The organism is Mycolicibacterium hodleri (assembly GCF_025822245.1).
GTDB lineage: Bacteria > Actinomycetota > Actinomycetes > Mycobacteriales > Mycobacteriaceae > Mycobacterium > Mycobacterium hodleri.
This window is the reverse complement of the sequence record NZ_JACKTL010000063.1, coordinates 1-15,063: the sequence shown is the minus strand read 5'-3', so window position 1 is coordinate 15,063 and position 15,063 is coordinate 1. Positions and strand designations below refer to the sequence as shown.

The window sequence follows — 15,063 nt, the reverse complement described above, 5'->3', positions numbered from 1 at the left end:
CAGTCATAGCAGGTTCCGGAAGAAGTTGAAGGCTCCGACAATCCAGAACGCCAGCATCGCCACCGCGAAGTTCGCGAAGAACTCCAGATACTCGATGCGCCGCAGCGGGATCGGCGACTTGATCCGCCCGGGCAGCATCATCCCGGCGAGCGCGGCCAGGACCGTCACCAGCGCGACCCCGCCGAGAACACTGATCTCGGCGACCGCAGTGGAGGTCCCGGTGATCACGGTGAGGGTGAAGCCGACGAGCAACACGAACGCGCCCACGAAGAACGTCACGGCGTGGACCCGATCGGGCAGTGAGCGACCACGCAAGACCAGGACCAGGATCGACAGGATGGCGACCGCGACTTCACCCCAGAAGTAGTGCGTCGCAGGCTCGGTGGCCACAATCGCTCCAGCCACGATGGTGGTCACCGCGGCGAGGAACAAGCCGGTGAGGTACTTGTTCGCAACGCGCGACTGGCGTTCGAGTTGGGCGTCCTCGTCCTCCGAGAGCGCCACGGTGCGCACATCGTTGCCGTCGTCGAACACCTCGACGACCATCGCGGCTTCGTCGAGTTCGGTGCGGTCGATGTCCTCACCGGGCACCGGCAGGCTCGGGGGTTTGACCCCGGCAAGGGACAGGGCCAGACCCGGCGCCATGGCTACCAGGATCATGCCGACGACGACGGCGACCGTGCCGATCTGGCGCATGTCGAAGCCGGTGTAGGTGCGCACCCCGGCGGCGGCCGCGCCGATCACCGCCATCGTGACCACCGTGGTGTGCACGCTGATGCCAATTCCGGTCAGCCACAACACGATCAGGGATACCGCTGCGGTCGCGAAGGCCGCGGCGAAGACGTTGGCCGCTGTCCAGTGGCCAGGCGTGTTCTCGTACGCCGGCACCGCCACCCATCCCAGGGCGAACGCCAGCGGGACCGCGGCGATGCCGGCGGCGTAGGACACCTGCCGGATCGAGCGGCGCGACGCCACGATGGCTCCGATAATCGCCAGCAGTGTCAGCACCCCGGCCGGTGGCGCCCACCAGAGGCTCGACGGGGTAGACCACCACGCCGCGATCGTCAGTGCGGCGGTTAGGGCTGCGCCACCGACGATGGCGATCAGCCCGAGGGTGCGGGCGGTGTCGGCGGTGAAGGACGCGAACTTGACGGCATTGAATTCCGCCAGGGCGTCGCTGCCGTCCTCGATGATCGGTTTGAAGACCTCGTTGGAGTGCACCTCGCGCAGCAGCAGGCGCGCGCCGTCGAGGACGCCGGCCTCTGCCAGCGACAGCGTGCGCGCGAACGGCATGCCGCCTTCGACGGCCAGGGTGTAGACCCCGGTAGTGGTGAAGTCGACGTTGAGCCCTTCGTTGCGCAGCGTCTCCGCCAGGAAGGGCACCAGCCCCTCCATGACGATCGACAGCGGCGCGTGCGCGGCCAGCGACGTGTCGACGTTGTAGTTGCCGACGTGGATGGCGACGCGGATCTGCTCGGGGACCGCTTGAACTGCTGTGCCCGTGGTCTCGGGCTGCCTACCGGGATCGGCGGGCAGGGACTCGACCGGCAAGACGACTGACATACGTTGCCTCCCTTGGCGTTAGCTCGCTGCGGCTACCGGAGCCGGCGGCTGGGGCACGGAGAAGTCGTCGGCCAGCATCGCTGCCAGGTTCTCGAAGGCCTGCCGAGTCTTCTTCCTGAGCTTGTCCAGGTCGACGCTGAGACCCTCGTCGAGGTGCGCATCGAACGGGATGTGGTGCAGCTTCAGCTGCTGGCGAGCCAGCACTGTGGTCAGCGCCTTCATGTCGAGCCGGGTGTTGGCCGTGGTCTCGTTGACCACCAGCACCGTGCGGGCCAACAGGCCCTCGTAGCCGTGGTTGCGCAGCCAGTCGATGGCCTGACCGGCCTTGAATGCACCCGGGTTTGACGCTTCCACAAGCAGCACAAGGGCATTGGACTTGTCGAGCATCTCGCGCACCACATGCGAATTGAGTGCTTTATCGCCATCCCACAGCAGCATGCTGTAGTAGTGCGAGGCGATCTCGTAGACGTCGCGGATGTCTTCGGGGACGAGCACACGCTCGCCGTCAGGCCGCCACCCATTGGCCAGCACGTGCAGGTCTGTGTCGGTCGTCGACAGGAACCGCTGCACCTGGTCGTGCTGACGCAGATCGTCGGATTCGGTGTCGAGCATCTCCATCATCGACAGGTTGTGCGGGTGCACCGCGGTCCGCAGCGGCAGGTCACCAGCATCAGGGTCGGCATCGACGGCGATGACTCCATCGGCGCGGATCGAGGAGAACACCTGCCCCAGCGTCGCGGTCACCGTGGTCTTCCCGGCCCCGCCCTTGAGGGTGAGGACGGTGATGGCGTACATCGTGTCCTTGGGTGCGCGGATGCGCTTGTAGACCTCTCGGCGGCGGCTTTCCTTCTTGCCGGGCTTGAGCTTGAACCCGCTCTTGTTCATCGCCCCGCGCCAACCGGTGTTGGCCACCGGCGCGCGGTCCTCGTTGGCGGTCTGGATCAGGTCCTGGCGGATGCCAGCCGAGGCCGCCTGGATCGGCGCGCTGGGGCGGCGGTACTGATCTGCTTCGACGCCACGTCCCGTCGCGGCTTGCCGATCGGGCACCGCCTGGCGCACCCGGTCGACGTCGGGGGTGACGGGGATCTGCTGGGTCACGTCGGGCCGCTGATACTGCTCGGGTTGCGTCTGCGGCTGCGGGCGCCGCGGGGCCATCTGCGGACCCGAGTGCTGGCCCTGCGGGGCCGCGGAGGGCTGCCCCCAGGGTTGTCCCGGGGAGGCACCCCACTGCTGGCCGCTGTTGGTGAAACGCTGATCGGACTGCTGCGGTGACCCGTTGGCCGGACGGGCCGCCGGCGCACCCCACGGGGGCTGCTGCTGCTTGGGGTAGGGCGTCGTGGAGCCACCGTCGCCGCCGAAGCTGCGGTCACCGGCGGGTGCCGGTGCGGCCGGAGGTGCCGGCGGAACGCTGGGCCGGGCGCCCCAGTCCCCGGCGCCCGAGGGCGCGATCGTCGTGGGCGGGGGCCCGGGCAGATCCTCGGGCTTGGCCTCGAGTTCTGATGGTGTGGACTGCGCAGGCTCTGCAGAACTCTCCGGCTCCGACCAGTGCCGGCCGTTACCGGTTTCCACATTTTCGGCCATTCGGCTCACCTCTCCCCGCAAAATCTGACGGCGTGACCGGGCAGTGTTCCGGTCGCTTGACTGCTGTCGCCCTGGGTTTGCCCCGAGGCCATTGTCCCAGCGTTCACCAGCACACTAGCGCACCAAATTGGTCGAACTCGGGGCCGAAGAGGGCCCATTTTCCTGCACCGATGCACCGGCCTGTCACCTCTGGTCACCGCGGGCAGCGAACCAGTCCCGGCTGGGGGTCAACTGCACCAGATCAGCCATGGCCGCCCGGAATCGGGCGTAGGTCCCGGGACCGAAAGTCACCCACAGGCGGGAACGTGAGCCATGTCCGCCCACCGCGGACACCACCCGCCCGAACGAGGTGTCGGCCACCCCCACCGCAGCTTTGGTGTCGACGGTCTGGATACCGCGGTTCTCGCGCATGACGATCTCGCAGCGCTGCCCGGTGTAGGAGGACACTTCGTTGAGGATTTTGGCGGTCTGCACGTCGACGCCGAGTTCCCCGCGCAGCGTGCGCAGCATGTCTCCGGGGGTCGATGACGCCGACAGTTCCGCGACTTGATCCAGGGGCAGCGTCACCGGCTCGAACTGCGCCGGCAGGGGCGCCAGCACTTCAGCGGACTCACGCATCGCCGACCAGATCGGGGTGGACACCACGTCGTCGAGAGAGTTCGTGGTCGACCACACCGCTTGCAGGACCAGTTCGTCGTTGCGGCGCAGCGCCATGACGTGGGTGTCGCCGCGGCGCGCGACAACGGCACGCCGCATGCGGTCTTCTTGCATCCCCCGCAGCGTGACCTCGATGTCGGGGCGCTCCAGCACCCGCATCCAGGACGCCAAGGTGGGGTCGACGTTGGCGTCGAGATCGATCAGCCCCGAGTTGACGAGCAGGGGAACGGTTTCGTCGTCGACGCGCGCCTGGTCTTCGGGGTAGTAGACGTTGTTCATCAGTGCCAGCACCGGCGGCAAGCTGTCAATGTCCATCAGCCGTTTGATGAACAACGCAGAATCCACGCTTAGGTGCGCTGCGGCCAAGATGTCGCGTGCCATAACCGCCGATGCTACCGGCGGATGGCAGCTATTTTGCCTGTCGGACAGCACTTTTCATCGCTGCCCAGTGATTCGCATGGCCTCCAAGACGCAGTAGGGCGCCTCGTCCACTCGTGGGTGGAATCGAGGCGCCCTACCGAAAGCGGCGAAGACAGACCGATCAGGGAAACTGCTTGCTCATGTTCATCTCGTTGGTTCCCATCTCCGACGCGCCGCGGCTGTAGGCGATGCCGCCGCGGCCGGTGACCTCGATGGTGTCCTGGCAGACGTGCTGGAACTTGGTGAAGCTCTCCTCGAACACCATGGCGGTGTCACCGGTGAAGCTCCCCAGCAGGGTCTGCTTGTTGGCGATCCCGGCGTCGAGCAGACCCTGGGCGGTGGTACCGCACTGCTGGATCTGCATCGCGATGGACTCCATCAGCGGATAGTTGTAGTAAACGTCGTCAGGACTTCCTGCAGGCATTTCGTATCTCCTTAAGGTTCAGTGGGTTTCAGGCTGGGCAGAGGACGATCAGTGGAACGGGTTGACGACGCCGGTGATCTGCTGGAAGTCGCCCGCAGCGGACGCTTCCTGTGCGTCGGTGGAGCCGATACCGAACTGCAGCGCCTCGCGGATCGAGTCGAGCACCTGGTTGTTGGTGACCGCGGTCTGGTGGACGTCGGCGATCCAGGTCTGGAACGACGCCGACATCTGGCCGCGGTTGGCACCCTGAGCGCTGTCGGCGATGGCCATCATCTGCTTGTTGTTCGCCTGAGCCGAGTCGACAAGCCCCTGGAAGCTGGCTGTCTGGGCGGCCTGAACGGCCATGTCCATGCTGAACGGTGAGCCACTACCGGCCATGAGGTTCTCCATTTCTGTAGGTGGTGGTGGAACTGCCATTCCTGGACTCACACGCCACCGTGGCGCGCCGCGCTCCGAACAGCCTTGAGCGCAAGTGTGTGGGAAGGCCGGTCATCAGATGGCCTCCTTCTTGTCATCGGCCTCCCGCTCGGCCACCAGCGCGCCGGCAGAGACCGTTTCCTCATCCTCGGGGGTGTGTCCCCACATCGGAATGAGTTCAGTGTCAGGACGTTTGACGATTGCGGGCTTCTCGTCGTCGCGACGACGCGCACCGTGCATCGGCATACCCGATCCACCGGGACGGGCCGCGGGGGCACCGCTCGGCGCCGCGGGCGCCTGCGGAGGCGCCGATCCCGGCATGGCGCCATCCCATCCGCCCGGGAACCGGAATCCGGTTGAGGCGCCGGACAATCCGCCCAGATTCGGGACCCGGATCGCCGAGGCCAGCCCGGCCCCGCCCGAGCTGCCGGCGAGGCGATCCAGCGTTGACGAGGAGGGCTGGGTGTCGAAGAAGCCGGGGTTGTCGAGGCGATGCTCGGGCGACACCTGACTCATCAGGTTGCTGATCTGGGAGCCGAACTGCTGGCCGAGCTGCTGGGCCTGCTGCATCGCCTGCTGGGGGGCCTGCATGACTTGCTGGCCGGCCTGGGCGGCCTGCTGCGGAATCTGTTGGATCAGCTGCTGGGCCATCTGGTTTTCCATCTGGCGCTGCGCGTTGCCCTCACGGAACCGCGCCACGGCGGCCTGGGCTTCGGCCTTCTGCGCGCCGTCTGCGGCGCGTTGCGCCATCCCGGCCGCCTGGGCCATCCCGATGCCCAGCTTGCTCTTGAGGATTGAGGCGGTGTTTTGGGCCTTGGCCGCCTGCAGGCGCACACGATCGGTGGCTGCCAGCGCCGCGCCGATGGCCTGGTTGACCACCGACGGAAAACTGACGTTCGTCGACAGCGGGGGCAGCTTGGCGAACGGATCGAACGTGGTGTTGGCGACGGTCTGGGCGAGATAGTTGGTCTGCACGGCGACGTCGCGCATCCACATTTCGAGGTACTGGCCCTCTTTGATGCCGATGGGGATGGTGTTGAACCCAAGGAAGTTGGTGGCGTGCAGGGTGGCGGTGGTGACCCGGTTCTCCACGATCTCGGCCATCTGCGCCATCGTCGTGTAGGCCTCGGCGAAAGACGCGGCCTGGGCGGCGGTGCGCGCGCCGGAGGTGATGATCTGGGCCTGCAGGAGCCGGCAGATGATGATGAACCGCATCAGGGTGGCCTGCATCATCTGGGCGGCGGGGCCTTGCCAGGACGCGGAGAGGTAGGCACTCATGGCGGTTAGTCGGTCGATGGAGATCTCGTAGGCGACCGCTGCGGCGGTGAATTCCGCTGATGCCGCGGTCATCGGGGCAGCACCGGCCCCGGACATGAGACGTCCGGTGATCACTTCAGGAGGTCCAAACACAGCTTTCCTCCCCTCCGTCGTGGTGCAACGCCGTCGTGGGAGCGGGCATGGTGCCCTCTCCGCGGAGCTGCACGCCCGCCGTCATGGTCTGGTTTGCGCCCTCAGCTACAGGAACTGCGTGCTGTTGGCTGCGTCGACTGTGGTGTAGCTGGCGTCGGTGATGGCCAGGGTGCCGGCGTACCGCGCCAGCTCCAGGAAGCCGAGATGCGCGGTGCCAAGGAGGTCGGCAGCGTGGGCACTGGTATTGGCGGTGGCCAGCGCGGACGCCTCATCGGTTCCCGCGGGCGCGGGCGCCATGATGACGGGCGCCCCTCCGTCGATGACGCCGGCGGTTGCGGCGGCGTTGCTCACGACGTCAGCCACGCTGGCCATCATGACCGGTGACGAAACATTGGTGATCACTAGCAAACCTCACTTCCCCGGTGCCGTGAAAGGCGCTTTCGCGGCAATGTTACCTGTGATGGTAAATCTCCCCAACAGCATACCGCCACCGTTGGGGGGTGGTGTCGCACTTTTTCCTGCTCGGAGGCTTGCGGTCGCTGACGCATCAGTCCCCCAGATTGTCGTCGTCGCTGTAGCGGATTCCCGACCAGGCGCTTTGAATGCGGCCCTTGCGCGCTAAGGCGGTCTCTAGGTAGCGGGCTCGGCCGGGGATGCCGAAGTTCTCGAACTTGTGCTCGCCGATCTGTCCGTCGAACTTCTGGCCGGAGAGCATCACGGTCGGGGCGGCATCGTTGATCAGGCGCTTGAGGATCGGGTCCCGGTTGACTCCCATGAAGAACTCCTCGGCCGCTCGTGCGATCACGAAGTGCCAGCCTTGAGCCAGCGGCTCGTTTTCCACCTGGGGCAGCATCTTGAAGATTTTCGGCGTCTCGGCGAGGTTCCGGGTGTTGGCGAACAGGTGGTAGTCGTCGGCGATCACGAAGATCTCCGGCCCGCTCCACCATGACCGGGCCGCCCGCGTCTCGGCGTCGATGTTCGGTGGCAGCTCGCGCCCTGAGATGTCGTAGCGCTCCCAGAGCTTGGACACCGCGGCGATCAGTTCGTCTTCGTTGGTGACGTACGCGAACAGATTGTTGTCGCGGATCTTGCCCAGGTGGCGTCGGCGTGGGTCGATGAAGATCACCGCGGCCTGGTCCACTCCGCCGGGGAACCGGCGGGTGAGGCTGTCGTAGAACGAGCCGACCAGTTCACTCTTGCCGGACTTGGCGCTGCCGACGATCAGCAGGTGCGGCTCGCGCCACATCTCGGCGTAGGCCGGGGTGAGCCGTTCCTCCTGGATGCCGAAGGCGATGCGCAGATTACGGCGCGGATCCCACTGGCCATTGTTCTGCTCGATCGACTTCTGGTCGGCCTCGATGACCATGGCTGCGAGCTGCTCGTGGGTCAACGACGTCGGCAGGGTGCGCAGCCGTTCGGCCGAGCTGGTGGCGAACTGCTCGGCGATCTGGCGGACCAGGGCGGTCATGCCCTCGGTGACGGTGGTGCGCTCGCCGATCCCGTCGATGCGCGGCAGCGCCACCAACCCGTACAGCTCCGACCCTGCGACCATGACGTGGCCGGGTTCCTTGCGCCGCTTCTTCGACAGCGCATTGCTGATGCGCGAGAACTCCGTATCGGAGTGCAGCTCGACGATTCCCTTCATGTGGGGTTCGATGCCGCGCATCTCCACCACGCGCGCCGTCGACAGGACCAGGTGCACGCCGTAGTTCAGAGCACCCACGATCAGCGACTCAATCTCGCTGCCGCGGAACTGCAGCACCTGCCCTTCGGCCACAGCCGCGTCCCACCCGTCGATCATGATGTAGACGTCGCCGTAGCGGTCATCGCGCAGCAGCGGGTAGTCGGGGTTGGTGCGCAGCTTGCGGTAGTCGGCCATGGTGCCGATCTTGTGGTCACGGAAGATCCGCTCACGGTCGCTGATCAGTGTCCGCACCTGGGCGATCATGCGGTTGATGGCATCGGGATCAGACCGACTCGCCCCGCCGCCCACATGCGGCAGATCGGCCAGCGGGCCCAGGCCGCCGCCGGCGTAGTCAACCAGGTACATCTGCACTTGCTCGGGGGTGTTGTGCAGGGCCAGCGAGCAGGCCAGCGTCTTGATGGCCGTGGACTTGCCGGACTGTGCGCCACCGATGATGAGGATGTTCTGGTCGGTGGTGTCCAAGCTCCACAGCGGCTGCGCGTGCTTGGCCGGGTCGTCGAACAGACCCATCGGCACCTTCAGCTTGGGCAGCGCGGTGTTGGCCGGCACCGCCCAGTGCTGCAGGTCCGGCTCGACCTGATCGAGGGTCTTGACCTCCAGCGGGGGCAGCCACATCCGGTAGGCCGGCGCGGCGTCGGCCGCGCGGAGCCGCTCGACGACGGTGGTGAAGACCGTCGGGGCGTTCTCGAGTTCCTCTTCGGTGCGCTCGGGCTCGCTGACCACCTCGGCGGCGTTGGCCGGATCCTTGGGCAGCGGCGCCTCGATCGCGGTGAACGCCTGTGGGCCGACGAATCCGCCGTCCTCGGCACGTGTTTGGGCACGTTCGACGATCACTTCCGAGGCCGGAGGGAAGTAGGCGGCGCCGGTGAACCCGGCGTAGAACTGGGTCAGCTCACCGGCACGATCACCGGCGCTGCCCAGCAGAATGCCGTGCCCGGGGGTACCCGGCAGGCGATAGGCGGCATCGGAGCTGTCGAGCAGGGCCCGCGATTCCTGGGCGGTCTGGGTCTTCAGACCGATCTTGTAGCCGATGTTGGATTCCAGGCCGCTCGTACGCCCGGAGATGTCGAGGTTCTGCGACGCGAACAGCAGATAGATACCCAGCGACCGTCCCACGCGGCCGATGCGCTTGAACAGGTCACCGTATTCGGGGTACTCGGCGAGCAGCTCGGCGAACTCGTCGATGATGACGAACAGCGACGGCAGCGGCGGCAGGTCCACACCGCGTTCGCGCAGCTGCTCGTAGTCGCGAATGTCCTTGACGTCGTAGCGATTACTCAGCTCGTCGGCGTTGCGCAGGACCTGGAAGCGCCGCGCGATCTCGCCCTCGATCATTTCGCTCATGCGGGTGACCAGGTGGGCTTCTTGCTCCATGTTGGTGATGACGGCGCTGACATGGGGCAGATCACCCATGCCCAGGAACGTCGGGCCGCCCTTGAAGTCGACGAGCAGCATGTTGAGCATGTCCGGGGAGTGCGAGACGCACCCGTTGATCACCAGGTTGCGCAGGAACTCCGACTTACCCGAGCCGGTTGTTCCCAGCAGCTGCCCGTGCGGGCCGGTGCCACCGTCGGCGGCCTGTTTGAGGTCGAGGTCCAGGCGGTCGCCGTTGGAGAGGAATCCGATGGGAATCCGCAGGCGCCGCTTGTCGCCGTAGCGGCTGATCGCGCTCCAGGTGTCCATCGCATCCAGCGCGCCGGGATCGCGGACACGCATCAGCGTGCCCCAGTCCCGGCCGCGCTCGGACTGCTTGGCCTGACGTCCCAGGCTGGTCAGCGACGCCACCTCGTACTTGGCGAGCTGGCGTGCCATGGTGCGTGCATCGGTCAGCGAAATCTGGTCGGCGACGGCCACTTTGGTGGGCTCAGCCAGGGGCTTATCAGCCTCGGTGCGCCACACCGTGCGGTCGGCGTCGCAGCGCAACACGATCCCTTCCCGCGACGTCAACGCGTCCTCGGGCGGGTTGACCATCAGCCATGTCACGCCGGCGCGCGGCTCGATCACCGAGTCGATGAGCTTGTCGGTGACTGCGGAGTCCACCACCACCAGCACGTGCCGGTACTTGTCGTTGGTGAACTCGACGTGCGGGTCGAAGTTCATCATGAAGTCGATGATCTTGGCGGGGTCGTCCTCGTCCTCGCCGCCGACGTCTGCGGTCAGTGTCGACCAGTCCGAGTACATCATTCGGGCACTGCCGAGCCGGTCAAGCTTGGAGGGATGCTGGGTGTGGGGCAGCCACTTCATCCACGACCACTGCGGTCCATCCGGGTCGTCGGTGAGCACGATCATCGCCAGGTTGTCGGGCCCATGGGTGATCGCGGCGTGCAGCAGCATCGCCCGCAGCATCCCCAACGAGACCTCCCGGTCTCCGGAGAACCCGATGACCGGGAACCGGGCGGTCGCCAACGCCAGCGGCATCGACGACACCGTGGAGTGGTGGCGCAGGAATCGAACGGTCTGAACCCATCCGACCGGCTCCAGGAATTCCCCCGGCGGCGCCTCAGGGGCGACGATCCGTGCAGCCAGCTCCACCTCGCCGAGCCCGTAGCGCAGCGCGGTGAATCCGTCGTTGGTGGGCGTCACTTCCCACATGCGTTCTGTCCCAATGAGGCTGGGCAGCATCACCGGATCGGGGAAGGCATGCTGCAGACCTTCGTGCATGCTCAGGCCGCGGTCGAACACCTTCTCCCTTGTCACACCCAGCCCGCGCGTCTGGGCCTTGCGGTCCGACAACAACTGGGCGCGCGAGGTGCCACCGCCGCCGCTCTGTCCGAACATCATTGTGCCCATGCCCATGAGCATGATCAGCGGGAACATCAGGAACATTGGGTTGAACCGCCCGGTGCGCATCATCATCGCGACCATGCCGGCCAGCACCACCACCATCAGCAGCGGCACACCGATGGTGCGCAGCTTCGATACCGGCTCGCCCTCTTCGATCTCCTTGGGCGCAGGGACATTGATCTCGTCACGCGAAATGCGCGGCGGCGCAACCGGCGTGAACGGTCGATTGAAGCTGGTACGCACTAGTTCGCTCCTTTGACGTCCAGGCCGGCGACAGTGGGGTTGGGCGGAACACCGTCGTGACGGATGAGCGCATCCTTCTGCGACAGCGTGGGCCCCGCGGCGAACAGTGAGACCACCACCCACGGCGCCGGCACCGGGTAGTGCAGTTTCAACGCGGTCAGGGTGACGTCTCCGGATTGCTGATCGGAGGTGTCCAGGCCGAACCGCACCCCGTTGTCGGCGACCCAAAAGTACGACTCACGCAGCCGGGAATCGGTTGCCGCGCTGGTGACCTGAACGAATCGACCGGTCGTGGTCGGCATGTACACCTGATCGGCGGTCATGCCTTCCGAGGTCGCCGCCGACACCATCGGGACCAGCGCCTTGACCTGCTCGGGGGCCAACGGCAGGGTCCGCCCGGTGATCACCTCGGTACGCGAGGTGGGCTCATCCCCGAAGTGCGACCACGACCAGCAGGTCACCGGCTCGTTGTCGGCGTCGACGAGGGTCACGGTGTCCTTGGGGTAGAACGACACCGCCAGCTGCGTGGACTTCGGGAACGCCGCCAGGTGGTCGGGACCGACCTCGACGGGCTCGGTGCCGACCTGGGGGTTGGCGGCCCGGATCATGGTCGCCGCGGTCAGGCTGACCTCCTGCACGCCATCGGCGAGCGTGGCGTAGTAGGTCTTCTGCCCGCCCAGGTCCCGAGCGCTCAGGATCGTGCCCACGGTCAACGGCTTGTCCCCCGCGAACGCCGGCCGCTCGCCCACCCCGGCGATCGCCGGCGCGATCAGCGGCGGCTCGGCGGGGATCGCGTTGAACAGGCCCTGCGAGATCGGCAGCACGAGATCATCGGCGCGCAGACCCAGCGCGTCGGCCACGATGGGGTCGGTGATGTCCACGGTCGAGCGCACGACCACGCCGTCGGGCCGCGAGTAGATCAGCCACGTGCGGTTGTCGTAGCCCACGAGCCGGGCCTGGTTACCGCCCATGGTGGCGGTGTCAGCACCCTTGGTCAGCGGCCCGCCGATGGCAGTCGTCGTGACCGGGGAGCGCGCGGTGGTGGGCAGCCCGGACACCGGGTCCAGCGGCACTGCGGCTCCGGTCATCGTCGTGTCGCACACCGTCCACACCGACCACGGATCTTGTGTGTCGCGAATGTCGTTGGGCGCACCGGTGATACCAACCAGCGATCCCTTCGGATACTTGTCGATCTCGGCGGCACTGGCCCGCACCGGGTTGTCGGGTTGCCCGACGATCAGCCGAGCCGAGGTCAGGTTGGTGACCGGATCCAGCCGGTCCCCAACCCGCACGTAGAGCGCGCCGGTGTCCTTGTTGGCGACGATCTTGGCGTCCTTGACCTGGCCGGCCGGGGAGAACAGCCCCCACACCACCGCGCCGATGCACACCACGACGCCCAGGGCGACACCGAGCACGAGCGGCGAAGCCTGCGCACGCTGAGGATCGTCGATCATGCGGGTGTCACGGCGCACCAGGGCGTGCTGCAGCCGCCGGTACAGGAACCGCCAGCCACTGACCTGATACTTCGCCGTGAGCCGGAACCCCCGGCGGCGCCGCTGTTCGGGGCCCTCCAGTTCAGCCACGACGATCCTCCCGACTACTCATGGAACGGAACTCCTTGCACGGAGCAGACTTCACGGAACGCCGAGGCCACGTCCTCAGCCTCGATCGTGACGAGCACTTCTTTGACCGATAGGTCGATCTCCGTGCTCGACGTGAGCCGGAAATCCCTTATCTCGGTAGCCTTTTCGGTGACATTGCGCACGAAGCGGGCATTGCCGGCCTTGTCGATACCAGACACCCGGCGGGGGTTGCCGCCGGAGTCCACGTCGTCGACCTGCATCGCCGCCAGCCGCTGCAGGTTAGCCAGCATCAGGTCCTGCGCCTGCGACGAGTACAGCGCCGATTCGGTACTGGCCATCAGGTCGGCGATCTTCACCAGGTCTTCGGGGGTATAGGAGTCGAAGTGGATGCGGGTGGTGAACCGCGACGCCAGGCCCTCGTTCATGGTGAGGAACCGGTTGATGTCGGCCTCGTAGCCGGCGATCACCGTCACCAGCTTCTTGTTCGGGTCCTCGGTCTTGCGCTCGTTCTCCAGCCGGGCCAGCAGCGTGTCGACGGCCTCCTGCCCGTAGGCGTCGCCGTCGGAGTAGCCCTTCTGATACAGCGAGTACGCCTCGTCGATGAACAGCAGCCCACCGAGCGCCTTGTCGATGACGGCGTTGGTCTTCTGCGCGGTCTTACCGAGGTACTGGTCCACCAGCTGGGGCCGCGAGGCCTCGATCACTTCTGGGCGGGCGATGACACCGAGCCCGAACAGCAGCTGCGCCAGGATGCGCGCCATCGTGGTCTTACCGGTACCGGGAGGGCCGGTGAAGATGTAGGCCGCGCCGACGTCCTTCTTGGCGATGCCCATCTCGGCACGCTTCTGGTCCATCATCGCCTTGGCTTCCAGCCGGCGGATCTGCTCCTTGACCCCGTGCATGCCGATCTGCTTGTCCAGCAGCGCCATCGCTTCCGCACGCACACCGTCGCGGCGCTTCTCGCGCGCCTCGACCTCCAGTGAGGCCGCCGAGCTGCCCGACTCGGGATCCCAGACATCGCTGCGGGTCGCCAACGACGACGCCGTGACGATCTCGATGACCTTCTCCGGGTCTTCGATCGCTTCCTGCACCTCGGGCGTATTGACCCAGGCCTGCAGTTCCTTGAACGCCGCCATCGCCTCGTCGCGCTGGCCCTGGGCCCGCATGGCGTAGCCGCGGCCGAGCCGCAGCTTGGCGTGGACGTCGTTGGGCAGTCCCGCTGTGGACAGCCCACTTTCGGCGTAGCGCTGAGCTTCAGCGGGATTTCCGGTGCCGACCAGCGCCCACACCTTCCACACCAACATGCCGGCGTTGAGGTACTTCACGAACTCCGGGTTGCTCTCCTGGGAGCGCCACTGCTGCTTGCCTTCGAAGCTGAGCACATCCGGCCAGCGCCTCGCCAGGCCCAGCAGCCCCAGCCGCACGTAATCGAGCAGGTCCAGATCCAGCGCGGACATGTTCGGCAGGCGGCTTTCGCGGGTGATGACCTCTTCGGCCTTGGCCAGCTGCGGTGGCTGCGCCTCGGCCAGCGCCACCGCGTAGGCCACGGCGACGTGCAGCCGCGTGTGGGTGGGCATCCGCAGCCCGAACGACCCCAACGTCATCGACGTGAACACGCTGAGATCGGCAACCGTCATGCCGGCGGTCTTGAGCGCAACCCCGAGGTTGGACACCGATCGGTAGGCGCCGGCGGTGACGTCAGCCGACGTGGACCCGGTGGCAAGCATCCCCAGCCACGCGTCACACATCCCGGGGTCGCGCTCGGCGGCTTGGCGGAACGCCTCGCGAGCCTCATCGGTCTGACTGTTGCGCAGGTACCTCAACCCCAGCGTGAACACGTCGAGTGGTTTCAGTCCGACACCTGCCGTCATCGCTCACCAAGCCTTCTCACCGCAGCGGAACATGCACCCCTCTGGAGTGCAGTTATGCGACGATCCTAGCCGGGGCGGAGGGCGTTAACCGGTGCCGACCGTTGACGAAAATGCGGCCCCCGGCAACGCCGGTGTAGTGGGTGGTCTTGGCTTCCTGGGCGCAGGTTTCCATCAGCGGGCAGCCCTTGCACAGCATCTCGGCCTCGGCGCACGCGATCCGGCACTGCGCTTTCGACGCTCCGGCAGCAAAGACATCTTCGGCGCGGTCTTCCCAGTCCATGACCACGGAGATGTTCTTCTTGCAGTTGGGCACGTTCGCCGCGGGCGCGGGTGCAGCGGCGCGAGCAGCTTGGCCTTGCCGTAGATCAGGTCCGAACGGTTGTCGTCGGCCATCTCGTATTCGTT

The 15,063-nt window shown here is 66.5% G+C and carries 10 protein-coding genes and 1 pseudogene; all 11 read right to left on the bottom strand.

What is annotated here, in order from left to right:
- Positions 1 to 3: 3 nt before the first annotated feature.
- Positions 4 to 1,563: a type VII secretion integral membrane protein EccD gene (eccD, locus tag H7J06_RS26210; protein ID WP_046365662.1), complete on the bottom strand. Its 1,560-nt coding sequence runs from the start codon at positions 1,561 to 1,563 to the stop codon at positions 4 to 6.
- 18 nt (positions 1,564 to 1,581) lie between these two features.
- Complete coding sequence (locus tag H7J06_RS26205) at positions 1,582 to 3,144, bottom strand: CpaE/TadZ family protein (RefSeq protein WP_264042340.1); 1,563 nt, start codon at positions 3,142 to 3,144, stop codon at positions 1,582 to 1,584.
- A gap of 183 nt (positions 3,145 to 3,327) precedes the next feature.
- Entirely contained in the window at positions 3,328 to 4,182 is an 855-nt protein-coding gene (locus tag H7J06_RS26200) for an ESX secretion-associated protein EspG (RefSeq protein ID WP_264042339.1), read from the bottom strand.
- Between the two features lie 160 nt (positions 4,183 to 4,342).
- Positions 4,343 to 4,645: a WXG100 family type VII secretion target gene (locus H7J06_RS26195; protein WP_046365665.1), complete on the bottom strand. Its 303-nt coding sequence runs from the start codon at positions 4,643 to 4,645 to the stop codon at positions 4,343 to 4,345.
- A gap of 48 nt (positions 4,646 to 4,693) precedes the next feature.
- Positions 4,694 to 5,023 carry a hypothetical protein gene (locus tag H7J06_RS26190; RefSeq protein ID WP_131705569.1) on the bottom strand — a complete coding sequence of 110 codons (330 nt, stop codon included), beginning with the start codon at positions 5,021 to 5,023 and terminating at the stop codon, positions 4,694 to 4,696.
- Between the two features lie 114 nt (positions 5,024 to 5,137).
- Positions 5,138 to 6,454, bottom strand: a complete 1,317-nt coding sequence (locus H7J06_RS26185) for a PPE domain-containing protein (protein ID WP_046365667.1) — start codon at positions 6,452 to 6,454, stop codon at positions 5,138 to 5,140.
- 123 nt (positions 6,455 to 6,577) lie between these two features.
- Positions 6,578 to 6,844 (bottom strand): hypothetical protein, encoded by a 267-nt coding sequence (locus H7J06_RS26180; protein WP_256387026.1) that lies wholly within the window; start codon positions 6,842 to 6,844, stop codon positions 6,578 to 6,580.
- Positions 6,845 to 7,019: 175 nt separating this feature from the next.
- Positions 7,020 to 11,204, bottom strand: coding sequence for a type VII secretion protein EccCa (eccCa, locus tag H7J06_RS32480; protein ID WP_264042338.1), 4,185 nt, complete (start codon positions 11,202 to 11,204; stop codon positions 7,020 to 7,022).
- A complete protein-coding gene (gene eccB, locus H7J06_RS26170; RefSeq protein WP_264042337.1) occupies positions 11,204 to 12,787 on the bottom strand; it encodes a type VII secretion protein EccB in 1,584 nt (527 codons plus the stop codon). The genes eccCa and eccB overlap by 1 nt, the downstream gene beginning before the upstream one ends.
- A gap of 14 nt (positions 12,788 to 12,801) precedes the next feature.
- Positions 12,802 to 14,658: an AAA family ATPase gene (locus tag H7J06_RS26165; protein WP_264042336.1), complete on the bottom strand. Its 1,857-nt coding sequence runs from the start codon at positions 14,656 to 14,658 to the stop codon at positions 12,802 to 12,804.
- A 171-nt stretch (positions 14,659 to 14,829) separates the two neighbouring features.
- Positions 14,830 to 15,063: pseudogene (locus H7J06_RS32715) on the bottom strand (hypothetical protein); the annotation flags it as partial.